Source organism: Pseudomonas sp. CAU 1711, from assembly GCF_039888625.1.
Taxonomy (GTDB): domain Bacteria; phylum Pseudomonadota; class Gammaproteobacteria; order Pseudomonadales; family Pseudomonadaceae; genus Aquipseudomonas.
On the sequence record NZ_JBDQQT010000002.1, the window covers coordinates 301,510 to 324,709 of the forward strand.

Consider the following 23,200-nt stretch of genomic DNA (forward strand, 5'->3'; position numbering starts at 1 on the left):
GGTGCCACAAGCGCCGGAATCCGGCCCGCTGATGAGGAAGCTCCAATGCCTGATGTAACCGTAAGCACCCTGCTGGGCCTGAAGCAGAAGGGCGAGAAGATCGCCATGCTCACCGCCTACGACGCCACCTTCGCCCAGGCAGCCTGCCAGGCCGGGGTGGAAGTGCTGCTGGTAGGCGATTCCCTGGGCATGGTGCTGCAGGGGCACGACAGCACCTTGCCGGTATCGGTCGCCGACATGGCCTACCACACCGCCGCGGTCAAACGCGGCAACCAGGGTGCGCTGATCCTCGTCGACCTGCCGTTCATGGCCTATGCCAGCCTGGAGCAGACCTTCGCCAGTTGCGCCGCGGTGATGCAGGCCGGTGCCCATATGGTCAAGCTGGAAGGCGCCGCCTGGCTGGCCGAGCCGATCCGCCTGCTGGCCGAGCGCGGCGTGCCGGTGTGCGCCCACCTGGGCCTGACCCCGCAGGCGGTCAACCTGTTCGGCGGCTTCAAGGTACAGGGCCGCGGCGACGCCGCCGCGCGCCAGCTGCGGGCCGACGCCATGGCCCTGGAACAGGCCGGTGCGGCCATGCTGCTGCTCGAATGCGTGCCCAGCGAACTGGCCGCCGAGATCACCCAGTCGGTGAAGATTCCGGTGATCGGCATAGGCGCGGGCAGCGCCACCGACGGCCAGGTGCTGGTAATGCACGACCTGCTCGGCCTGTCGCTCTCCGGCCGCGCGCCCAAGTTCGTGAAGAACTTCATGCAGGGCCAGGTCAGCGTGCAGGCTGCCTTCGCCGCCTATGTGCGCGCCGTGAAGGACGTCAGCTTCCCCGCCGAGGAACACGGATTCTCCGCATGAACACCGTCAAGACCGTACTGGAACTGCGCGCCGCCGTGGCGCGCGCGCGCGGCGAGGGCAAGCGCATCGCCTTCGTGCCGACCATGGGCAACCTGCACCAGGGCCACGTCGCCCTGGTGGAGAAGGCCGGCCAGCGCGCCGACTTCGTGGTTGCCAGCATCTTCGTCAACCCGCTGCAGTTCGGCCCCAACGAAGACCTGGCCAAGTACCCGCGCACCCTGGCCGCCGACCAGGAGAAACTGGTCGGCGCCGGCTGCCATCTGCTGTTCCACCCCGAGGTGGAGGAAATGTACCCGCACGGCCAGGACGGCCAGACCCGGGTCAGCGTGCCCGGCGTCTCCGAGGGTCTGTGCGGCGCCAGCCGCCCCGGTCACTTCGAGGGCGTGGCCACGGTGGTGACCAAGCTGTTCAACATGGTCCAGCCGGATATCGCCGTGTTCGGCGAGAAGGACTTCCAGCAGCTGGCGGTGATCCGCACCCTGGTGCGCGACCTTAACATGCCGGTGCAGATCATCGGCGAGCCGACCGTGCGCGCCGAAGACGGCCTGGCCCTGTCCTCGCGCAATGGCTACCTGAGCGCCGAGCAGCGCGCCCAGGCACCGGCCCTGTATCGCACCCTGCGCCAGCTGGCCGAGGCCATTCGTGGCGGCGAACGCGACTTCGCCAAACTGCAGGAAAGCGGCAAGGCCGAGCTGAGCGCGGCCGGCCTGCGCCCGGACTATCTGGAAGTGCGCGAGTCCACCGCCCTGCGCCCGGCCCGGGACGGCGACCAGCAACTGGTGATACTGGCCGCCGCCTTCCTAGGCAATACGCGACTGATCGACAATCTGGCGTTCGAGCTGTAGGCCCGGCCACATGCGAAGTCCCCTCTCAGCGAATGCAGAGGGGTATCGGCTCTTCCGGGCCGCACGCAGCGCTTCTGCCAGAGGAGCAGAGGGCAGATGGGCTGCTCACTCCCTGACCACTCAACCGGTTTCGCCAACCGATCTAGCCGGCGAGCCGCGCACTACAGGTGGAAACTGCCCATGCGGCTGGCCAGGTCGTCGGCCAGGCGGCGCAGGGTGCGGCAATCTTCCTGGCAGTGCTTGGCCTCGGCGGTGGTCGTATGGGCGATGTCGGCGATGCTCTGCACATTGCGGTTGATCTCCTCGGTGACCGAGGACTGCTGCTCGGTGGCCGTCGCCACCTGGCGGTTCATATCGCTGATGTGATCGATCTGCTGGCTGATCACCTGCAGCGACTCGCCGGTGTGCCGGCTGGCCTCTACGCCTGTGCCGGTCGCGGCCTGGCTGGCGTGCATCGAGTGGACGGCGCTATCGGCGCCCTGCTTGAGGCCCTGGATCATCTGCTGGATCTCGTCGGTGGAGGCCTGGGTACGGCTGGCCAGGGTACGCACCTCGTCGGCCACCACGGCGAAGCCGCGGCCCATTTCGCCGGCCCGCGCCGCTTCGATGGCGGCATTCAGCGCCAGCAGGTTGGTCTGCTCGGAGATGCCGCGGATCACCGCCAGCACCTGGTCGATGGAGGACACCTGCCCGGCCAGATGACTCACCGCCTGGGCGGCATTGCCGATTTCGTCCGCCATGTTCTGGATGTGCCGGGACGACTCGCCGACCACCTGCCGGGCCTGCTGCGCCTCGTCGCTCGCCGTGCGCGATGACTGCGCCGCACTGCTGGCGTTGCGGGCGATTTCCTGCACCGTCAGCCCCATCTCGTGCACTGCGGTCGACACCAGCTCGGTCATCTGGTTCTGCTGTGCAGCCCGCGCGGCCGTGTTGTCGACCATTTCACCGACCTGGCCGACGGCCGCATGCAGCTGCTCGCTGGTGCTCAGGGCCTCGCCGATCAGGGTTTTCAAGCGCTCGTTCATCAGCCGCACGCGGCCCAGGGCGCTGTCCTCGCTGGCTTCGGGAATGGCCACGGCGAGATTGCCGACGGCGATCTCGCCCAGCACATGGTCCAGCACCGCCGGCTTGGCGCCGAGGCGCGAGAGGGTCTGGCGGCGGCCCAGGTAGATCAGCAGCAGCACTTCGCCGACCAGCACCAACAGCACCGCGACGAACAGGTACTGGGCATTGGCCAGGGCCCGGTCGGCGCGCTGTACCGCCACTCCGGTGCGCTCCTCCAGCAGGGCGAAGAACTCGTCCACCGGCTTCATGATGTCGGCCTTGTAGCGGTGGTATTCCGGACTGTGCAGCAGGTTCCTGGCCAGTTCAAGGTCGGGTTCGGCGCGCCGGGTGTAACCGCCCTGGCCATCCTCGAACAGGCCCTTGACCGCATTCATCGCCTTGACCTCCAACTGCACCAGGCCGTCGGAGTTGGCCTGGGCCTGACGCAGCTTGGCGAACTCGTTGTCGGTGAAGCCGGCCTGCTTCATCAGCTCCGCCAGGGCGATGGTCTGGCCGTCGGGGCGCGGCTTGTCGATCCCCGCGGCGACGAAGTCCCAGTAGATACGGTGGTATTTCTCCGGCCGCGGAACCTTGCCGTTGCGGATGTCGAGCACACGCAGGTACTGCTGCTCGTAGCGTGGATCGGCGCTCACCACATAGGTGCGCCCCAGGCGGGTCAGGTCATCCGAGCTTTGTCGCAGCTCATCCGCCAGCAGATAGGAGTTGTAACGATTCTCGCTGACCTCGCGTAGCTCGGAGGAGGCCTGTTTCATGGCCAGGAAGCTGTAGAGCAGGGCGATGAAGGTGGCCGCGAGGGCGCACAGGGCAAGCGGGGTGGTTTTCGAGGAACTGCTGATATCCATCGGGGGTCGGCCTCATGACAAGAGCGGAGAGATCCTGTGCATGGCAGGGCGCAGCCGAGTGCTGAGTTGCCCATTCCTGAGAGACGGATAGTGGTCTGGATGTCGCGCGCGGCTGTGCGGCAACGACCTGTTAGTAAGCGTAGAACAGCACCGGCGACTGCCACACGCCCCGGGGCCCGGCTAGCCCGCCAACCGACAAGCGGACGGCACCACGCCCAGCCGTGCAGGCCGTCAAAGGTGCGAATCGCTCAACCACTCACGCCATGGCGCGCCAAAACTTCCGCATAGGCCGGCTGGCTTTTGAAGGCGCGCAGGGCGACATCGAAGTGCGGCAGTATGTTCAGCCAAGGCGAATGTTTGTTAATCAACAACTGCCAATCGGTTTTGCTCAGGTCATGGTTGAGCATCTGTATCTCGGCCTCGGCCTGGTGACTACGCAACCAGTGCCTGCCGACCGCAATATTCTCAACGATGACATCGCCCCGGCCGCCGACCAGCATGCCCATAGCAACGTTGGGGGACGGTCCCTCGACCAGGTCGAAGCCCTGCAGATTCCTGCCCGCCCAGCCATTGCCGGTAAACGAGATCACTCTGGGGTTGAGCGCATGCAGCTCGCCCAGCGAGCGAACCCGGGCAAAGGCTTCAAGGTTCGGGTGATCCTTGCGCACAAACACCCGGTAAGGCTGCGTCAGGACAATCTCTTGTGAGGCGACGGCATATTCGAGACGCTCTGCAGTAGCCGTGGCACACAGGGCATCGTGCGTGCCGTTTTTCACCAGGTGCTGCGCGCGCAGCCACGGATAGCCAAAGTGCTCGACCGCTATCTTTAGCTGACGAGTAAACACATGGTTCAGCAGCTCGACGATTAAGCCGCTGACTCGATCACCCTCCAATTGACTGATCGGTGGATAGCTATCGGCATAGGCCACACTCAGGGGAGCGCTTTCGGCGCCGCCCCAGCCGTTGCCGCTGACCAGGCTGACGGCACACAAGGCAACGAACTGCCTGCGAGTTAGCTCGGCCTCGGTCTTGGCCATAGTGTCTGCTCTCAATGATTGGGCTGCAGCAACTCTAGCGGATTGCTCATGCCCAGGGAGAGGGGAAACGGAGGCCCAAGCAGCAATAAAAGAACAAGCAAGGGGGCACCCCATAGCCGGCCGACGACCGCGCCAGGCAGCCTCCAACCACGCGTACCGGACATGACCGCCGGTGGCGCGCCTCCGGCACGGGTCGCCTGCGGGCACCGCATACCGCTAAACTCGGAGCCCGGATCCTTCCGGGCTTTTCATGCCCGACCGCCGTACAGCAGAACAAGGAAAACGCAGCCCATGGGCTATCACCAGCAGCCGCTAGACGTCACCACCCTGCCCACCTGGCAGGCCCTGCGCAAGCATCGCGAGGCCATGCGGGGCTTCAGCATGCGCGAAGCCTTCGCCGCCGACCCCAAGCGTTTCGAACGCTTCTCCGTGAGCGGCTGCGGGCTGCTGCTCGACTACTCGAAGAACCTGCTCGACGACCAGACCCGCGAGCTGCTGGTGCGCCTGGCCCGCGAGGCCGGGCTACAGGACGCCATCGAGGCCCTGTTCAACGGCGAGCCGATCAACGCCTCGGAGGGCCGCCCGGCCCTGCACACCGCGCTGCGCCGGCCCATCGGCGACTGCGTGAAGGTGGACGGCATCAACGTGATGCCCGAAGTGCACCGGGTGCTCAACCAGATGACCGATCTGGTCGGGCGCATCCACAGCGACCTGTGGCGCGGCTACAGCGACAAGGCCATCACCGATGTGGTCAACATCGGCATCGGCGGCTCCTTCCTCGGTCCGCAGCTGGTCTCCGAGGCGCTGCTGCCCTTCACCCAGCGCGGCGTGCGCTGCCATTACCTGGCCAATATCGACGGCAGCGAATTCCACGCGCTGGCATCCAAGCTGAACGCCGAGACCACCCTGTTCATCGTCTCGTCGAAGTCGTTCGGCACCCTGGAGACGCTGAAGAACGCCCAGGCCGCGCGCACCTGGTACCTGGCCCGCGGCGGTAGCGAGGAGAAGCTCTATCGCCACTTCATCGCGGTGACTAGCAACAAGGCGGCGGCGCTGGCCTTCGGCATCCGCGAGAAGAACGTCTTCCCCATGTGGGACTGGGTCGGCGGGCGCTACTCGCTGTGGTCGGCCATCGGCCTGCCGATCGCCCTGGCCATCGGCATGTCCAACTTCAAGGAGCTGCTGTCCGGCGCCTACAGCATGGACCAGCATTTCCTCAGCGCCCCCTTCGAGCGCAACATGCCGGTGCTGCTGGCCCTGCTCGGGGTCTGGTACGGCAACTTCTGGGGCGCGCAGAGCCACGCCATCCTGCCCTACGACCACTACCTGCGGAACATCACCAAGCACCTGCAGCAGCTGGACATGGAGTCCAACGGCAAGAGCGTGCGCCAGGACGGCAGCCCGGTGAGCCTGGAGACCGGCCCGGTGATCTGGGGCGGGGTCGGCTGCAACGGCCAGCACGCCTATCACCAGTTGCTGCACCAGGGCACCGCGCTGATCCCGGCGGACTTCATCGTGCCGGTGGTCAGCTACAACCCGGTCGCCGACCACCACCAGTGGCTGTACGCCAACTGCCTGTCGCAGAGCCAGGCGCTGATGCGCGGCAAGACCCGCGCCGAGGCCGAGGCCGAGCTACGCGCCCAGGGCCTGGAGGAGAGCGAAGTGCTGCGCCTGGCGCCGCACAAGGTGATCCCCGGCAACCGGCCGAGCAACACCCTGGCGCTGGAGCGCATCAGCCCGCGGCGCCTCGGCGCACTGGTGGCCATGTACGAGCACAAGGTGTTCGTGCAGAGCGTGATCTGGGGCATCAACGCCTTCGACCAGTGGGGCGTCGAGCTGGGCAAGGAGCTGGGCAAGGGCGTCTACCAGCGCCTCACCGGCTGGGACCAGCCGGCGGCCGAGGATGCCTCGACCCAGGGCCTGATCGACTTCTTCCGCGGCCGTCACCGTGGCTGATGCCCGAGTCCCGCGTCGAGCCCTTGCCGGCTCGCGCGGGGCTTGAACGGACGCGGGCCTGGGTGCACCCTTAGCCCTTCCGTGGCACAACAAGAACAGGGATCCCGCCATGCTTGAAATCAGCCTGCACCCGGTCAAGGACGAGGTGCGCCAGCGCGCGCTCCTGGACAACGAGCAGTACCTGCGTCTGTACCAGCAGTCCATCGAACAGCCCGAAGCCTTCTGGAGCGAGCAGGCCCGGCAGTTCCTGCACTGGTTCGAGCCCTGGCAGCGACTGCACAGCAGCGACCTGGCCAAGGGCCAGGCCGAGTGGTTCAAGGGTGGCCGGCTCAACGTCGCCTACAACTGCATCGACCGCCATCTGGAAAAGCGCGGCGAGCAGATCGCCATCGTCTGGGAGGGCGACAACCCGGCCGAGTCCGCCCATATCACCTACAACAAGCTGCACCACAACGTCTGCCGCCTGGCCAATGTGCTGAAGAGCCGTGGCGTGAAGAAGGGCGACCGGGTGTGCATCTACATGCCGATGATCCCCGAGGCCGCCTACGCCATGCTGGCCTGCGCACGCATCGGCGCCATCCACTCGGTGGTGTTCGGCGGCTTCTCCCCGGACGCCCTGCGCGACCGCATCCTCGATGCCGACTGCCGCACGCTGATCACCGCCGACGAGGGCGTGCGCGGCGGCAAGTACATCCCGCTCAAGGCCAATGTCGACAAGGCCCTGCAGAGCTGCCCGGACGTTAGCACCGTGGTGGTGGTCGAGCGCACCCAGGGCGAGATCGCCTGGGTCGAAGGCCGCGACATCTGGTATCACCAGGCCCTCAAGGAGGCCGGTGCCGACTGCCCGGCCGAGCCGATGGATGCCGAGGACCCGCTGTTCATCCTCTACACCTCGGGCAGCACAGGTAAACCCAAGGGCGTGCTGCATAGCACCGGCGGTTACCTGCTGGGCGCGGCGATGACCCACAAGTACGTGTTCGACTACCATGAGGGCGATGTCTACTGGTGCACCGCCGACGTCGGCTGGGTCACCGGGCACAGCTATATCGTCTATGGGCCGCTGGCCAACGGCGCCACCACCCTGATGTTCGAGGGCGTGCCCAACTACCCGGATGCCTCGCGCTTCTGGCAGGTGATCGACAAGCACCAGGTGAATATCTTCTACACCGCGCCCACCGCCATCCGCGCCCTGATGCGCGAGGGCGAAGGCCCGGTGAAATCCACCTCGCGCACCAGCCTGCGCCTGCTCGGCTCGGTCGGCGAACCGATCAACCCCGAGGCCTGGGAGTGGTACTACCAGGTGGTCGGCGAGCGGCGCTGCCCGATAGTCGACACCTGGTGGCAGACCGAGACCGGCTCGATCCTGATCACCCCGCTGCCCGGCGCCACCGACCTCAAGCCCGGTTCGGCCACCCGCCCGTTCTTCGGCGTGCAGCCGGTGCTGCTCGACGACCAGGGCCAGGAGATCGAGGGCCCGGGTGCCGGCGTGCTGGCGATCAAGGCCAGCTGGCCGAGCCAGATCCGCAGCGTCTACGGCGACCACCAGCGGATGATCGATACCTACTTCAAGCCCTACCCCGGCTACTACTTCACCGGCGACGGCGCGCGCCGCGACGAGGACGGCTATTACTGGATCACCGGGCGGGTCGACGACGTGATCAACGTCTCCGGCCACCGCATCGGCACCGCCGAGGTGGAGAGCGCCCTGGTGCTGCACGACGCGGTGGCCGAGGCGGCGGTGGTCGGCTACCCGCACGACGTCAAGGGCCAGGGCATCTACGCCTTCGTCACGCCGATGAAGGGCCTGGAGCCCAGCGACGCGCTGAAGCAGGAGCTGCTGGCCCTGGTCGGCAAGGAGATCGGCAGCTTCGCCAAGCCGGAGCTGATCCAGTGGGCCCCGGGCCTGCCCAAGACCCGCTCGGGCAAGATCATGCGGCGCATCCTGCGCAAGATCGCCTGCAACGAGCTGGACAGCATGGGCGACACCTCGACCCTGGCCGACCCCTCGGTGGTCGACAGCCTGATCGGGCAGCGCCTGAACCGCTGACCGCGGCAGCAAGGCGGGTGACCGCCCCCTGCAAGCGGCAAGCGAGCCAGTATGAGGGCCCGGCCGAGTCGGTTAGGCTTTCGCCTTTACCTGCCGCTTGCGGCTTGCAACTTGAGGCAGCTCTTGTGGAATTCCTTCGCCGCCGCATCGAAGCCCAGGTGCTCAGCCTGAGCGGCATAGTCCTGGGCCAGATCGACTTCAGCCAACCGCCCGGCGACCCCGGCCTGTTCGGCCCCGATGCCGTGTACTGGCGGGTGCACGGCGACTTCACCAGCATGATGATCGGCGGCATCTCCGCCCTGCTGCTGCAGGCCCTGCACCCACTGGCACTGGCCGGGGTGTGGGACCACTCCAATTTCCGCGAGGACCTGATCGGCCGCCTGCGCCGCACCGGCCAGTTCATCTCCGGCACCACCTTCGGCTCGCGACGCGATGCCGAGTGGCTGATCGACAAGGTGCGCAACATTCACCTCAAGGTGGTCGGCAGCGCACCGGACGGCCGCCCCTATGCGGCCAGCGACCCGGCCCTGCTGACCTGGGTGCATGTGGCCGAGGTCTCCAGCTTCCTCGCCGCCCACCTGCGCTATCGCAATCCACGGCTCAGCGAGGCGGAGCAGGACCGTTACTACGCCGAGGTGGCGCTGATCGCCGAGCGCCTGGGCGCCGAGAAGGTGCCGCGCTCGCGCGCCGAGGTGACCGCCTACCTCGCCGATATCCGCCCGCAGCTGCTGTGCGACGAGCGCTCGCGGGAGATCCTGCGCATCCTCCAGGGCGCACCGGCACCCAGTGCCCTGGCCGTGCCGGTGGGCCGGCTGCTGATGCAGGCCGGCATCGACCTGCTGCCGGACTGGGCCCAGACCATGCTCGGCACCCAGGTCGGCCCCGCGCGCAGCCGCGCCATTCGCGCCGGGGTGAACGGCCTGGCCCCGCTGCTGCGCTGGGCCGTGCGCGGCGGCGCGGTGCACCGTGCCCGCCAGCGCATGGGCCTGCCGCCGCGCGACTGAGCGGTCCATCCACGCACTGGCCGGGTCGCGAACGGCTATGCCACCATAGCGCCCCCATCGCGCCCATCGCGCGCCCCGATTTCGAGGAGCCACCATGCAAGAAGTCGTCATAGTCGCCGCCACCCGCACCGCCATCGGCAGCTTCCAGGGCGCCCTGGCCGGCGTGCCCGCCGTCGAACTGGGCGCCGCCGTGATCCGGCGCCTGCTGGAGCAGACCAGCCTGAACCCGGCGCAAGTCGACGAGGTGCTGCTCGGCCATGTGCTGACCGCAGGCGCCGGACAGAACACCGCGCGCCAGGCCGCGATCAAGGCCGGGCTGCCGCATGCCGTGCCGGCCATGACCCTGAACAAGGTCTGCGGCTCCGGCCTCAAGGCCCTGCACCTGGGCGCGCAGGCCATCCGCTGTGGCGACGCCGAGGTGATCATCGCCGGCGGCATGGAGAACATGAGCCAGGCGCCCTACGTCATGCCCGCCGCCCGCACCGGCCAGCGCATGGGCCACGGCAAGCTGATCGACACGATGATTCAGGATGGCCTGTGGGACGCCTTCAACGACTACCACATGGGCATCACGGCGGAAAACCTCGTCGCGAAATACGGCATTTCCCGTGAACAGCAGGACGCCTTCGCCGCCGCCTCGCAGCAGAAGGCCTGCGCCGCCATCGAGGCCGGCCGCTTCGAGGCCGAGATCACCCCGGTGCTGGTCCCCTCGCGCAAGGGCGAGCCGGTCAGCTTCGCCCGCGACGAGCAACCGCGCGCCGGCACCAGCGCCGAATCCCTGGCCGGCCTCAAGCCGGCGTTCAAGAAGGACGGCAGCGTCACCGCCGGCAACGCCTCCAGCCTCAACGACGGTGCCGCAGCGGTTCTACTCATGAGTGCGGAAAAGGCCAAGGCCCTCGGCCTGCCGGTGCTGGCCCGGATCGCCGGCTACGCCAACGCCGGCGTCGACCCGGCAATCATGGGCATCGGCCCGGTTTCCGCGACCAAACGTTGCCTGGACAAGGCCGGCTGGCAGCTGGCCGACCTCGACCTGATCGAGGCCAACGAAGCCTTCGCCGCTCAAGCCCTGGCGGTGGGCCAGGAGCTGGGCTGGGACGCGGCCAAGGTCAACGTCAACGGCGGCGCCATCGCCCTCGGCCACCCCATCGGCGCCTCGGGCTGCCGCGTGCTGGTGACCCTGCTGCACGAGATGATCCGGCGCGACGTCAAGAAGGGCCTGGCCACCCTGTGCATCGGCGGCGGGCAAGGCGTGGCCCTGGCCATCGAACGCTAACGTCACGCCCATCACTCGCATTAGCGGTGTCGGCGGCGCTTGCCGTAGGCGGTCTACTGTCTGCGCACCGCCTCCTTGCGACTACGAGCGCTGTACGCGACTGAGCATGGAGTAACGCCGGCCTAGGGCCGGCGTTTTTCTTGCTAAACTGCGCGCCCTTCCGCTGCGAGACGCCGCCCCATGTCTTCTCTCGACCAGGCGCTGCGTGCCGCCCTCGACTCCCGCCAGCCGCTACTGGCCGAACTGCACCAGCAGCAGACCGACTGCTACCGCCTGTTCCATGGCAGCCAGGAGGGCGCGCCCGGTCTCACCGCCGACCGCTACGGCGGGCAACTGATGGTGCAGAGCTTCCACCAGCCGCTCGCGCAGGGCGCCCTGCTCGACCTGCACGCGCAGATCAACCAGCACCTCGGCCTCGACCTGCAGCTGGTCTACAACGACCGTTCCGGCGGCAACTCGCGCATCGACCGCCGCGATGCGGTGTACCAGCCCACGGCCGAGGCCCTGGCGGATGGGGTTGGCCGGGAATGGGGGCTGAACTACCGGGTGCGCGGCCGCCATCCGGGCCAGGACCCGCTGCTGTTCCTCGACCTGCGCAATGCCCGTGGCTGGATCAAGGCCAACAGCGCCGGCAAGTCCGTACTCAACCTGTTCGCCTACACCTGCGGCGTCGGCCTGTGCGCCGCCGCTGGCGGCGCGCGCGAGGTGCTCAACCTGGACTTCGCCGAAGGCAATCTGGCGGTGGGCCGCGAGAACCTGGCGCTCAACCCGGGGCTGGCCATGGACTTCGTGCTGTCCGACTACTTCCCGGCCATCCGCCAGCTGGCCGGCCTGCCCATCTCCGCACGCCGCGGGCACAAGCTGCCGAGCTATCCGCGCTTGGAACAGCGCCAGTTCGACCTGGTGCTGCTCGACCCGCCCGCCTGGGCCAAGAGCGCCTTCGGCACCGTGGACCTGCTGCGCGACTACCAGAGCCTGCTCAAGCCGGCCATCCTCGCCACCGCCGAGAACGGCACGCTGGTGTGCTGCAACAACCTGGCGAAAGTCGAGCTGGACGACTGGCGCACCCAGGTGCTGCGTTGCGCCGAAAAACTCGGCCGCCCGGTGCGCGACTGCGAGCAGATTCTGCCCGCCACCGACTTCCCCTCGCGCGACGGCAAACCGCCGCTGAAGACCCTGATCCTGCGCTTCTGAGCAGCCCTGCAGCGGCACTCTGATGGCCCACACGGCGGCAGCGGCCATGCCATACTCCAGGCTCCTCAGCCTGGAAGATGACGCCGCAACATGCCCAAAGGATTGCACCGTACCGCCTATGCCCTGGCCATCGCCCTCGGCCTGTACAGCCTGCTCGGCTTCCTGATCCTGCCCGGCATCGCCCAGCGCGTGGCCAACCAGCAACTCGCCCAGTGGGCCACGCTGCCGGCGCGCCTGGAGCGCGTCGAGCTCAATCCCTTCAGCCTGGAACTGCAACTCTGGGGCCTGCACATCGGCCAGGCGAACAAGCCGCAGATGGCCTTCCAGCGTCTGTACGCCAATCTGCAACTGGACAGCCTGTGGCGCGGCGCCCTGCACCTGGCCGAGGTGGAGTTGGAGCGGGCCCGTGTCGAGCTGTTGTTCGCCAAAAACGGCACGCTCAACCTGAGCGGCCTGTTCAAGCTCCCCGCCACCGAGGCAGAGCCCGCGCAGGAAGAGCCGAGCGAGCCCTTCCCCCTGCGCATCGACCATATCGCACTGATCGAGAATGCCCTGCACTTCGAGGACCGCCGCCCCAGCGAGCCGGTCGAGTTCCTCTACGACTCGCTCAACCTGCAACTGAACAACCTCAGCACATTGCCCGACGACAATGCCGAGATGCAGCTGGTGGCCACCGGCCCGCATGGCGGGCGACTCGACTGGCAGGGCCAGGTCAGCCTCGCGCCCATCGCCTCCAAGGGCCAGCTGAAGCTCAGCGGCGGCAAGCTCAAGGCCATCTGGCCCTATGTGCGCGATGCCGTGCCGCTGGCGCTGAAGGATGGCGTGCTGGATATCACCACCGACTACTCGCTGAACCTGGCCAAGGGCACCGAGCTGCAACTGAGCAAGGTCAGCGCCACCCTCGGCAAGTTCGCCATCGAGAGCCCCGAGGACAAACCACTGGTGCGCCTGGAGCGCCTGGAGGTCGGCGAGACCAGCCTGGACCTGGCCAAGCGCCGGGTCATGGTGGGCAAGATCCGTAGCCAGAAGCTGGAGACCTGGGCGGTCCGCGAAGAGGATGGCCAGCTGGACTGGCAGAAGCTGTTCGCCAGCCATAGCAAACCAAGCGCCGCACCAACCCCCGCTGCCGCGCCCGGGGCTCCGACACCAAGCGCAGATGACGTGGGCTCCGTGGCGGTACCGCAGAAAAGCGAACCTGCTGCGGCTCCGGCACCGCAGCAGAACGCCAGCACAGCCCAGCCGGAGGAGCCAAGCCGCCCCTGGCAGGTACTGCTGCGTGACGTGCAACTGCGCGACTACCGGATCCACCTGGCCGACCGTGCCGCAGGCGAGCAGGAGGTCAAGCTCGACCTGGCTCCGCTCAGCCTAGATCTCGAGGACTTCGACAGCCTGGGCACCTCGCCCTTCGGCCTCAAGCTGGAGACCGGAGTGAACAGGCGCGGCCAGCTCAAGGCCGAGGGCCGGGTCCAGCTGCAACCGACCACCGCCAAGCTGCGGCTGGTCACCCGCGATATCGACCTGCGCCTGGCCCAGGCCTATATCAGCCCCTTCGTGCGCCTGGAACTGCGCAGCGGCCTGCTCGGCAGCGACCTGGCGGTCGACCTGAAGAGTGTAGAGCCGCTGACCTTCGGTATCGCTGGGCGCGCCGAGGTCAACCAGCTGCACACCCTGGACACCCTCAAGGAGCGCGACTTCCTCAAGTGGCAGCAACTGGTGGTGGAGGGACTGGACTATCGCCATGGCGAGGGCCTGAGGATCGGCCAGGTCGATCTGCAGCAGCCCTATGCGCGCTTCATCATCAACGAGGACCTGACCACCAACCTCAACGACCTGATGATCCCGCAACCGGCCAACGCCAAGGCCGAGCCGGTCGGCAAGCCGCTGCCGATCCGCATCGACGGCGTCGCCATCAAGGACGGCTCGGCCAACTTCGCCGACTTCAGCCTGACGCCCAACTTCGCCACCGCCATCCAGCAGCTCGAGGGCCGCATCGGCACCCTGGACAACCAGAGCCCGCAGGCCGCCAGCGTCGACATCAAGGGCAAGGTGGACAAGTACGCGCCGGTCAGCATCAGGGGCAAGTTGACCCCCTTCGACCCGATGAACAGCCTGGATATCGCCACCAGCTTCAAGAACGTCGAACTGACCACCCTCACCCCCTACTCCGGCAAATTCGCCGGCTATCGCATCCGCAAGGGCCGGCTCAACCTCGACCTGCACTACCGTATCGAGAAGGGCCAGCTGAACGCCGAGAACAAACTGCTGCTGGAAGATCTGCAACTGGGCGAGCAGGTGGACAGCAAGGATGCCGTGGACCTGCCGATCCGCCTGGCCGTGGCCCTGCTCAAGAACACCCGGGGCAATATCGATATCCAGCTGCCGGTGCAGGGCAACCTCAACGACCCGCAGTTCAGCGTCATGCCCATCGTCTGGCAGACCCTGCGCAACCTGGTGCTGCGCGCGGCCCAGGCACCCTTCAAGTTCATCGCCGGGCTGGCCGGCGGCGGCTCTGTCGACCTCAGCCAGGTGCAGTTCGCCGCCGGCAGCAGCGAACTGGACGGCACGGCCCAGAAAACCCTGGACACCCTGGCCAGCGCCCTCAAGGAACGCCCGGCCCTGCGCCTGGAGGTGGAAGGCGTGAGTGCCGGGGCCAGCGACGGCCCGCTACTGGCCGAACAGCGCCTGGAGCGCGAGTACCAGAACACCCAATACAGGATGCTGCAACGCAGCGGCGAGCCGGTACCCTCCGACCCCGAGCAATTGATGGTGGACGAGAACGACAAGCCTGCGCTGCTGGAAGGTATCTACCGCACCCGCCTCAAGCAGCAGCCGCCCGCAGAGTGGAAGGAGTTGCCGGACGAGCAGCGCACGGCGAAAATGCGCGCCGCCGTACTGCAGTCCTGGGCCAACAGCAAGCTGCTGTTGCGCCAGTTGGGACAGGCCAGGGCGGCCAGCATCAAGGATTATCTGGTGGAGCGTGGCGGCCTGGAGGGTCAGCGCATTTACCTGCTCGACGTCGGCCTTGCTCAGAACCAATCTGGCACCCAGGTAGCAAGCGCACTGCATTTAGGAAGTCTGTGATGAAGGAAATTCTGCTACTCGCCACTCTGACGCTGGCCTGCGGGCTGGCCGAAGCAGGCACTCTGCGCTGCGGCAGCAAGCTGGTCAATGAGGGCGACCGCGCCTTTGAGGTGGAGCGCAAGTGCGGAGAGCCCGCACGCCGTGATCTGGTGGGCTACACCGGGGGCTACTACGGCAATCGGGAAATGGTGATCGAGGAATGGGTGTACGGCCCCACCAATGGCATGCTCAGCATCCTGACGTTCCAGGGTAACCGTCTGACCCGAATCGAGACCAAACGCGCCGACTGACAGCCGGAAGCACAGGATGTAGGCTGGCACTGTTCCTATCATGGCGCCTGCTCATGCATTCCAGACTCTTCCTCCCGCTCATCGGCCTGTTCCTGGCAGGCATGGTCGAGGCGGGTTCCACGCTGCGTTGCGGCAGCAAGCTGATCAGCCTTGAGGATCACGCCGATGAAGTCGCAGCCAAGTGCGGAATGCCGGCGCGGCGCGATTTCCTCGGATACAAGGAGGTGGTCGACTACTACGGTTTCGTCACCGAGGTCGCCCTCGAGGAATGGGTCTACGGGCCGAAGAACGGCATGTTTTACTTCCTGCGCTTCGAAGGCAATCGCGTCACCAAAATAGAAAGCAAACGCGGCAACTGACTGCCTCAAATGAACAAGGATGCTCGACATGAAGCAATTGCTCCTAATCTCCCTGCTCTGTATCGCCAGCCTGCAGGCACTGGCAACCACCCTGCGTTGCGAGCACGGCATCGCCGACAAGGGCGACCGCACTTCCGAGGTGCAGCAGAAGTGCGGCACACCGGTCAGCCAGGCTGTCACGGGGCATACCCTGGACCGTAACGGCAAGGTGCAGTACGTCAAGGAGGAATGGGTATACAGCCGCGAGAACGGCATGCTGTACTTCCTGCAGTTCGAGGGTGAGCGACTGGTCCGCGTCGATAGCAAGCGTGGCGGCTGATGCTGATCATCCCCGCCGAACACCCGCTGGACTGGAAACGTCCGCCGGTTATCACCCTGCTACTGATCCTGCTCAACACCCTGATCTATTTCGCCTATCAGGGTGGCGATCACGAGCGTCTGGAAACCGCCGTGCAGACCTATCTGGATGGCGGCCTGCTGGCGCGCGAGCGGACCCTGTTCCTCGACAGCGCCGAGCGCCGCGACAGGCTCGACAGCCGGTACCGCGACTATGTCGATGCCGCGCGGCGCCGTGAGCTGGCGGGCTGGATACTGCAGGACCTGGAGTTTGAGCACGAGCTGCACCAGCGCGCCGACTTCCAGGCCGACCAACACTGGCAAGAGGCACGCGCCCGCGCGGAGCAGGCACGCGACCGCGTCAGTGCCTATCGCTTCGGCTTCGTGCCCGAGCGCTTCACCCTGCAGGGGCTGTTCGGCGCCATGTTCCTGCACGGCGACTTCATGCACCTGCTGGGCAACATGCTGTTCCTGTTCATCTTCGGCTTCGCCCTGGAGATCGCCCTGGGCCGCTGGGTCTATCTCTGCCTCTATCTGCTCAGCGGCCTGGGCTCGCACCTGTGGTGGTGGGCGCTGGATCCCTCCTGGGGCACCGGCGTGGGCGCCTCGGGCGCCATCTCCGGGCTGATGGGCATGTATGTCGGCGTCTACGGCCTGCGGCGGATCAACTTCTTCTACTGGCTGGGCCCGCTGATCGGCTACTTCAAGGCACCGGCGCTGTGGATACTGCCGGTGTGGCTGGGCAAGGAGCTGTTCGGCATGCTCCAGGCCGGCGACAACGTCAACTACCATGCCCACCTGGGTGGCCTGCTGGCGGGTTTCGTCGCCGTCTGGCCGGCGCGCCTGATCGGGCGACTGCGGGTGGACGAGGCCTATCTGCACAAGGAGGACCTGGACGCTCCGTTCAAGCGCGAACTGGCCGCCCTCGATCAGTTGATCGGCCAGTTCGACCTGGCCCAGGCCGCCACCCGCGGCCCCGATCTGCTGCAGCGCCATCCGGGTCGCGTGGCCCTGCTCGAACGCCTCTATGCCGTGGCTCGCGGCCGTCAGGACCGGGCCTTGCTGAGCGCCGTGCTCAAGCAGGCATTCGCCCTGGCGGAAGGCCCCGAGCGGCTCACCCTGCTCAAGCGCATCGCCGACGACAGCAGCGACCCCGCGCAGCGCCTGCTGCGCCATCCGGCCATACAACTGCACCTGCTGGCGCCGCTGATCCGTGCCGGCGAAGGCCAGCGCGCCCTCGGCGCCTGGCGCCTGCTGAGCCAGCAGGCGCAGCGTCCAGCGCAGCTACCAGGCCTGACCCTGCAGCTAGCCCGCCTGCTCGGTCAGGGCCAGGACCTGCGCGGCGTCGCCGAGCTGACGCGCTTCCTGCACAGCAGCTACCCGCAGGCCGAACAGACCCAGCAGCTCGCCCAACTGCAGCGCCATCTAGCGCGTTGACTCAGGCCTGCGCCGCCAGGCGGCGCAGGGTCTCCTCCAGGCCGCTCACTTCGACCAGCAGCGGCGAGTGCGGGTACTTGGCGCGAATATAGGCCAGCAGCCGCTGTGCCGGCTCCAGCTGCCCCAGCCCCTCGGCGAAGCCCCTGGCGGCCAGCAGGTAGGCACGCGGAATATGCGGATAGTCGGGAAAGCGCTGGTGCAGGTTGCGCAGCAGGCTCAGGCCCTCGCGGGTCTTGTGCCGTTGCAGCAGGGCCTCGGCCACCCGCTCGCAGACCTGGGCGTCCTCGGGAAGGTAGTCGCCCTGCAGCTGGCGGGCGTTAAGCAGCGCCGTGGCGGCCAGGCCCGGGCTGAGCCGAGCGGCCAGCGGCAAGTAATGACGCAGGTGGCGCAGGCAGCGCTGGCTGGCCTGCAGGCCGAACAGCAACTGGTGGTAGCGCTCGTTGAGGCGCAGATCGTTGGGCGCCGCCTCCAGGGCCCGCGCCAGCACCTCCAGAGCCTGACCGGACTGCCCTTCCTTGAGACGGATCTCGGCCTCGGCCAGGGCCTTGCGCCGTCGGTACTCCTCCACCGGCAGACCGCGCTGCGTATTCTCGTCCACCGCCACATAGCCCAGCGCGCCCTGATACTGGAACACCGCATAGCCCATCATGGCGCACATCACCACGCTGAAATAGCCGAACAGCAGGGTCGACAGGGGCATCAGCACCACCCGCGGCAGGCCATTGGAAAGCATGTAGGCGACCCAGTCCGGCGACTGCCAGAGGATGAACAGGAAGGCGCAGAGGATCAGGTAGCGCCAGCCCATGGCCTTGATCACCGCGCCGACCTGGTCCGGACTCAGGGCCGAACCCAGGGTCTTGTCCAGGGCCAGGCGGATGATGCTGGCCGGCGTCACCAGTTGCACGCCCAGGGTCGCCGCCCAGAACAGCGCCTCGCTGTCGAAGTCCGCCGCCAGCCAGACCGTAGCGATGCCGATGGCGAATATCACCAGCAGGCGCCAGAGCAGGCTGAAACCCTCGGCATCGACGGCGCTGAGCAGGGCCGGCGCCTCCTGCTGGCCCTGGCTGGCGCTCTCGATCACGCTCATCAGGTACTTGGTGGCGATACAGAACAGCGCCAGCCACAGCAGCTTCCAGGCGGGCATGAACAGGCCGGCCAGGCATAGAACCAGGGCAAACCCCAGCGGCCCTGGCTGCAGGCCGTAGCGAAAGAAGGCCGGCAGGCGCTGCCAGAACGGCTGCGCGGTATTGGCCGCGCCGAGAAAACTCAGCGCGCCGTTGCACAGCGGACATAGCGGTTGCATGTCCTGCACTTCGGCGTTGAGCGGGATGCAGCAATCGCCATAGTCGCGCTGGCAGGGTGGGCAATGCCAGGTGGCGGGCTCTGCGGGGTGGTAACGACAGTGGGTGATGTCCATCGCCAGACGTCCTTGTTGGGTACTGCGGAGCGCGTCATTGTCGGGGCAAAACGCGGGCAAAAAAAGAGGGCCCCGCTGGGGCCCTCCTTCTGCTGCGTCGCAGACGCTCGTTACACGCCGGATGCCTCGGCGGCAGCGACATCCTTGATTGACAGCTTGATGCGGCCGCGGTTGTCCACGTCCAGCACCAGCACCTTCACTTCCTGGCCTTCCTTGAGCACGTCGGTGACCTTGTCGATGCGCTGATCGCTGATCTGCGAGATGTGCACCAGGCCGTCCTTGCCCGGCAGGATGTTGACGAAGGCGCCGAAGTCGACGATGCGCTCCACCTTGCCGACGTAGATCTTGCCGATCTCGGCCTCGGCGGTGATGCCCAGGATGCGCTGCTTGGCCGCTTCGGCCGCTTCCTTGGTCTCGCCGAATATCTTGATCGAACCGTCGTCCTCGATGTCGATCGAGGCCTTGGTCTCTTCGCAGATGCCACGGATGGTGGCGCCGCCCTTGCCGATCACGTCGCGGATCTTGTCCTGGTCGATCTTCATCGCCAGCATGGTCGGCGCGTTCTCCGACAGCTCGCTGCGCGAGGCGGAAATCACCTGGTTCATCTGGCCGAGAATGTTCAGGCGGGCTTCCAGGGCCTGGCCCAGGGCGATCTCCATGATCTCCTCGGTGATGCCCTGGATCTTGATGTCCATCTGCAGGGCGGTGACGCCCTTGGCGGTACCGGCGACCTTGAAGTCCATGTCGCCCAGGTGGTCTTCGTCACCCAGGATGTCGGTCAGCACGGCGAACTTCTCGCCTTCCAGCACCAGGCCCATGGCGATACCGGCCACCGGCGCCTTCATCGGCACGCCGGCGTCCATCAGCGCCAGCGAGGCGCCGCACACGGAGGCCATGGAGGAGGAACCGTTGGACTCGGTGATCTCCGACACCACGCGGATGGTGTAGGGGAACTCGTCGCCCTTCGGCAGCATGGCGGCCACGCCACGACGGGCCAGGCGGCCGTGGCCGATCTCGCGACGACCGGCGCTGCCCATGCGACCGCACTCACCCACCGAGTAGGGCGGGAAGTTGTAGTGCAGCATGAAGGGATCTTTCTTCTCGCCTTCCAGGGTGTCGAGGATCTGCGCGTCGCGGGCGGTGCCCAGGGTCGCGGTGACCAGGGCCTGGGTCTCGCCACGGGTGAACAGCGCCGAACCGTGAGTCTTGCCCAGCACGCCGACTTCGATCTTCAGCGGGCGCACGGTGCGGGTGTCGCGACCGTCGATGCGCGGCTTGCCGTCGACGATGTTCTGGCGCACGGTGCGGTACTCGATCAGGCCGAAGGCGTCCTTCACCTCACCGGCGGACGGCTGGCCTTCCTCGCCGGAGAACTTGGCGACGACCTGCTCGCGCAGCTCGTCCAGACGGTTGTAGCGGTCCTGCTTGATGGTGATGGTGTAGGCCTCGGAGATGGCCGCGCCGAACTCGCCCTTGATGGCGTCGAGCAGGGCGGTGTTCTCGGCCGGAGCGCTCCAGTTCCAGGCCGGCTTGCCGGCCTCGGCGGCGAACGCCTTGACGGCCTGGATCACGGCCTGGAATTCCTGATGGGCGTAGAGCACGCCACCGAGCATCTGGTCTTCGGTCAGCTCGTCGGCCTCGGACTCGACCATCAGCACGGCGGTCTCGGTACCGGCCACGACCATGTCCAGGCTGGAGGCCTTGAGCTGTTCGTAGGTCGGGTTGAGCAGGTAGCCGGTGTCCTCGTGGTAACCGACGCGGGCGGCGCCGATCGGGCCGCTGAAGGGAATGCCGGAGATGGCCAGGGCGGCGGAGGTGCCGATCATGGCGGCGATGTCCGGATCGGTCTTCTTGCTGGTGGAGACCACGGTGCAGACGACCTGCACTTCGTTGAGGAAGCCTTCCGGGAACAGCGGACGGATCGGGCGATCGATCAGGCGCGAGGTCAGGGTCTCTTTCTCGCTCGGACGGCCTTCACGCTTGAAGTAGCCACCCGGAATCTTGCCGGCGGCGTAGGTCTTCTCCTGGTAGTGCACGGACAGCGGGAAGAAGCCCTTGCCCGGATCGGCCTGCTTGGCGCCGACCACGGTGACCAGCACGCTGACATCGTTGTCGATGGAGACCAGCACGGCGCCGGAAGCCTGACGGGCGATGCGGCCGGTTTCCAGGGTGACGGTCGACTGACCGAACTTGAATTGCTTGATTACCGGATTCACGGTTTTTCCTTCTCTTTGTTGCCTTGGGGAAATCGGTGGAAGGTACGGGAGTCGGACCCGTGACATTCCTGCAGATAGCTAAAAGCCGAAAGCTCGAAGCCGAGAGCGGGAGAATATCCCAACTTCCGACTCCGAGCTTCCAGCTTCAAGCGTGCGGCTCGCGCGCTATTAGCGACGCAGACCCAGGCGACCGATGAGGGCGCTGTAACGAGAGGTGTCCTTGCCCTTCAGGTAGTCCAGCAGCTTGCGGCGCTGGTTAACCATGCGGATCAGACCACGACGGGAGTGGTGATCTTTGCCGTTGGCCTTGAAGTGGTCCTGCAGCTTGTTGATGTTGGCGGTCAGCAGGGCAACCTGCACTTCCGGAGAACCGGTATCGCCTTCAGCTTGCTTGTACTCGTTAACGATCTGGGCTTTTTCTTCAACGCTCAGTGCCATGATGGGCTCCTAGAGTGAACAGGCCGGGGCTTTCCCCGTGTTTAAAGAAGAGGCATGACCGTGCCTGTTGACAGCCACCCTCTACCGCCGCCGGCCACTGGCCGGCAACGGCTTTCGGTCACTCGAACCGAATCAGTCGACGCGGCGCGATGCGCGCGTCCTCGCTCATTTCACCGATGCCGATGAAGCGACCGTTGTGGTCGACCACCCGCACCATGCCGAACTTCGGCGCCTCCGGTGCGCGCACCGGTTGGCCGTGCAGCCAGTAGTAGGCGCTGTGCTCCGACAGCTGCACCAGCGGCCAGTGCTCCAGGCCGCTGTCGACCGGCAGGAGGAACTGGTCCAGCGCCTCGTTGCCGCCCTCGGCATGAGCCTGCTCCAGCGTCTCCAGGCTGATCGCCTGGCTCAGCACGAAGGGCCCGGCCTGGGTCCGACGCAGCTCGGCGACATGGGCACCGCAGCCCAGCTCGCGGCCGAGATCCTCGACCAGGGTGCGGATATAGGTGCCCTTGCTGCAGGCCACCGCCAGGCGCAGCTGCGCGTCGTCCAGGGCCAGCAAGTCCAAGCGCGCGATATTAACAGATCGCGCCTCGCGCTCCACTACTTCGCCGGCACGGGCCAGCTTGTAGAGCGGCTGGCCGTCCTTCTTCAGGGCCGAGTACATCGGCGGTATCTGCTTGATTTCACCGCGAAAACTCGGCAGGAGCGCCTCGATGGCGTGCCGACCGACGGTCACCTCGCGGCGCTCGAGCACTTCGCCCTCGGCATCGCCGGTGCTGGTGGTCACGCCGAGCTGGGCGACGGTCTCATAGCCCTTGTCGGCATCCAGCAGGTACTGGGAGAACTTGGTCGCCTCGCCGAAGCACAGCGGCAGCACGCCGGTGGCCAGCGGATCGAGGCTGCCGGTATGTCCGGCCTTCTCGGCATTGAGCAGCCAGCGCACCTTCTGCAGGGCCTGGTTGGAACTCATGCCACGCGGTTTGTCGAGCACCAGGATGCCACTGACACTGCGGCGGATACGTTTCACCTGGGCCACAGTCAGTCGTCCCGATGCTTGCTGTCTTCGGCCACGGCCCGCTCGATCAGCGCCGACAGGTGGGCGCCGCGGGAAATGCTCTGGTCGAAATGGAAGTGCAGCTGCGGCACGCTGCGCAGCTTCATCGACTTGCCCAGCAGCATGCGCAGGTAACCGGCGGCCTCGTTGAGGATCTCCAGGTTCAGCCCGACCTTCTCGGTGTCGTTCTCGCCCATCAGGGTGATGAACACCTTGGCGTGCCCCAGGTCGCGGCTGACGTCCACGGCGGTGATGGTGACGAAGCCCAGGCGCGGGTCGCGTACTTCGCGCGGAATCATCTGCGCCAACTCGCGCTGCATCTGGTCGCCGATACGCTGGGTACGGCTGTATTCTTTGGCCATAAAATCTGCCTCAAGCTGCAAGCTGCAAGCTGCAAGCTGCAAGCTAGTGAAAATCATGTGCTACAAACTCAAGCGGCAAGCCCCAGGCGATCCATCGACAC

The 23,200-nt window shown here is 66.6% G+C and carries 19 protein-coding genes; 12 read left to right on the forward strand and 7 right to left on the reverse strand.

Annotated features, from left to right (window positions below):
* Nucleotides 1-45 precede the first annotated feature (45 nt).
* Both panB and panC read left to right on the forward strand, forming a co-directional pair.
* On the forward strand, nucleotides 46-846 hold the full coding sequence (panB, locus tag AAFN46_RS03510) for a 3-methyl-2-oxobutanoate hydroxymethyltransferase (protein ID WP_347807304.1): 801 nt from the start codon (nucleotides 46-48) through the stop codon (nucleotides 844-846).
* Nucleotides 843-1,691 (forward strand): pantoate--beta-alanine ligase, encoded by an 849-nt coding sequence (gene panC, locus AAFN46_RS03515; RefSeq protein WP_347807305.1) that lies wholly within the window; start codon nucleotides 843-845, stop codon nucleotides 1,689-1,691. Before panB ends, panC begins: the two co-directional genes overlap by 4 nt.
* A 161-nt stretch (nucleotides 1,692-1,852) precedes the next feature.
* On the opposite strand, the gene AAFN46_RS03520 is transcribed toward panC, so the two are convergent.
* The gene (locus AAFN46_RS03520) at nucleotides 1,853-3,598 is read right to left on the reverse strand and encodes a methyl-accepting chemotaxis protein (protein WP_347807306.1); all 1,746 of its coding nucleotides are present in this window, start codon (nucleotides 3,596-3,598) and stop codon (nucleotides 1,853-1,855) included.
* Between the two features lie 248 nt (nucleotides 3,599-3,846).
* The gene (locus tag AAFN46_RS03525; RefSeq protein WP_347807307.1) at nucleotides 3,847-4,635 is read right to left on the reverse strand and encodes a transporter substrate-binding domain-containing protein; all 789 of its coding nucleotides are present in this window, start codon (nucleotides 4,633-4,635) and stop codon (nucleotides 3,847-3,849) included.
* A 291-nt stretch (nucleotides 4,636-4,926) separates the two neighbouring features.
* Here AAFN46_RS03525 and pgi point away from each other — a divergent pair, with 291 nt between their 5' ends.
* The 10 genes from pgi (at nucleotide 4,927) to AAFN46_RS03575 (ending at nucleotide 17,612) form a co-directional block, all read left to right on the forward strand.
* Nucleotides 4,927-6,591, forward strand: a complete 1,665-nt coding sequence (pgi, locus tag AAFN46_RS03530) for a glucose-6-phosphate isomerase (RefSeq protein ID WP_347807308.1) — start codon at nucleotides 4,927-4,929, stop codon at nucleotides 6,589-6,591.
* 109 nt (nucleotides 6,592-6,700) lie between these two features.
* Nucleotides 6,701-8,638 (forward strand): acetate--CoA ligase, encoded by a 1,938-nt coding sequence (gene acs, locus AAFN46_RS03535; RefSeq protein ID WP_347807309.1) that lies wholly within the window; start codon nucleotides 6,701-6,703, stop codon nucleotides 8,636-8,638.
* A gap of 125 nt (nucleotides 8,639-8,763) precedes the next feature.
* Nucleotides 8,764-9,642: an oxygenase MpaB family protein gene (locus AAFN46_RS03540; RefSeq protein ID WP_347807310.1), complete on the forward strand. Its 879-nt coding sequence runs from the start codon at nucleotides 8,764-8,766 to the stop codon at nucleotides 9,640-9,642.
* A 94-nt stretch (nucleotides 9,643-9,736) separates the two neighbouring features.
* On the forward strand, nucleotides 9,737-10,915 hold the full coding sequence (locus AAFN46_RS03545; protein ID WP_347807311.1) for an acetyl-CoA C-acetyltransferase: 1,179 nt from the start codon (nucleotides 9,737-9,739) through the stop codon (nucleotides 10,913-10,915).
* 180 nt (nucleotides 10,916-11,095) lie between these two features.
* Nucleotides 11,096-12,109 carry a class I SAM-dependent methyltransferase gene (locus AAFN46_RS03550; protein ID WP_347807312.1) on the forward strand — a complete coding sequence of 338 codons (1,014 nt, stop codon included), beginning with the start codon at nucleotides 11,096-11,098 and terminating at the stop codon, nucleotides 12,107-12,109.
* 90 nt (nucleotides 12,110-12,199) lie between these two features.
* Nucleotides 12,200-15,190 carry a DUF748 domain-containing protein gene (locus tag AAFN46_RS03555; RefSeq protein WP_347807313.1) on the forward strand — a complete coding sequence of 997 codons (2,991 nt, stop codon included), beginning with the start codon at nucleotides 12,200-12,202 and terminating at the stop codon, nucleotides 15,188-15,190.
* Nucleotides 15,190-15,480, forward strand: coding sequence for a DUF2845 domain-containing protein (locus tag AAFN46_RS03560; protein ID WP_347807314.1), 291 nt, complete (start codon nucleotides 15,190-15,192; stop codon nucleotides 15,478-15,480). Before AAFN46_RS03555 ends, AAFN46_RS03560 begins: the two co-directional genes overlap by 1 nt.
* A 53-nt stretch (nucleotides 15,481-15,533) precedes the next feature.
* Nucleotides 15,534-15,839 carry a DUF2845 domain-containing protein gene (locus AAFN46_RS03565; RefSeq protein ID WP_347807315.1) on the forward strand — a complete coding sequence of 102 codons (306 nt, stop codon included), beginning with the start codon at nucleotides 15,534-15,536 and terminating at the stop codon, nucleotides 15,837-15,839.
* A 28-nt stretch (nucleotides 15,840-15,867) separates the two neighbouring features.
* The gene (locus AAFN46_RS03570) at nucleotides 15,868-16,158 is read left to right on the forward strand and encodes a DUF2845 domain-containing protein (RefSeq protein WP_347807316.1); all 291 of its coding nucleotides are present in this window, start codon (nucleotides 15,868-15,870) and stop codon (nucleotides 16,156-16,158) included.
* A complete protein-coding gene (locus tag AAFN46_RS03575) occupies nucleotides 16,158-17,612 on the forward strand; it encodes a rhomboid family intramembrane serine protease (RefSeq protein ID WP_347807317.1) in 1,455 nt (484 codons plus the stop codon). The genes AAFN46_RS03570 and AAFN46_RS03575 overlap by 1 nt, the downstream gene beginning before the upstream one ends.
* A gap of 1 nt (nucleotide 17,613) precedes the next feature.
* On the opposite strand, the gene AAFN46_RS03580 is transcribed toward AAFN46_RS03575, so the two are convergent.
* The 5 genes from AAFN46_RS03580 to rbfA all read right to left on the reverse strand — a co-directional run bounded on the left by AAFN46_RS03580 (nucleotide 17,614) and on the right by rbfA (nucleotide 23,099).
* Nucleotides 17,614-19,029 (reverse strand): hypothetical protein, encoded by a 1,416-nt coding sequence (locus AAFN46_RS03580; protein ID WP_347807318.1) that lies wholly within the window; start codon nucleotides 19,027-19,029, stop codon nucleotides 17,614-17,616.
* Nucleotides 19,030-19,139: 110 nt separating this feature from the next.
* A complete protein-coding gene (gene pnp / locus AAFN46_RS03585) occupies nucleotides 19,140-21,245 on the reverse strand; it encodes a polyribonucleotide nucleotidyltransferase (protein WP_347807319.1) in 2,106 nt (701 codons plus the stop codon).
* A 168-nt stretch (nucleotides 21,246-21,413) separates the two neighbouring features.
* The gene (gene rpsO, locus AAFN46_RS03590) at nucleotides 21,414-21,683 is read right to left on the reverse strand and encodes a 30S ribosomal protein S15 (RefSeq protein ID WP_187670332.1); all 270 of its coding nucleotides are present in this window, start codon (nucleotides 21,681-21,683) and stop codon (nucleotides 21,414-21,416) included.
* Between the two features lie 118 nt (nucleotides 21,684-21,801).
* Nucleotides 21,802-22,719: a tRNA pseudouridine(55) synthase TruB gene (gene truB / locus AAFN46_RS03595; protein WP_347807320.1), complete on the reverse strand. Its 918-nt coding sequence runs from the start codon at nucleotides 22,717-22,719 to the stop codon at nucleotides 21,802-21,804.
* A gap of 2 nt (nucleotides 22,720-22,721) precedes the next feature.
* Nucleotides 22,722-23,099: a 30S ribosome-binding factor RbfA gene (rbfA, locus tag AAFN46_RS03600; RefSeq protein ID WP_347807321.1), complete on the reverse strand. Its 378-nt coding sequence runs from the start codon at nucleotides 23,097-23,099 to the stop codon at nucleotides 22,722-22,724.
* Between the last annotated feature and the right edge of the window lie 101 nt (nucleotides 23,100-23,200).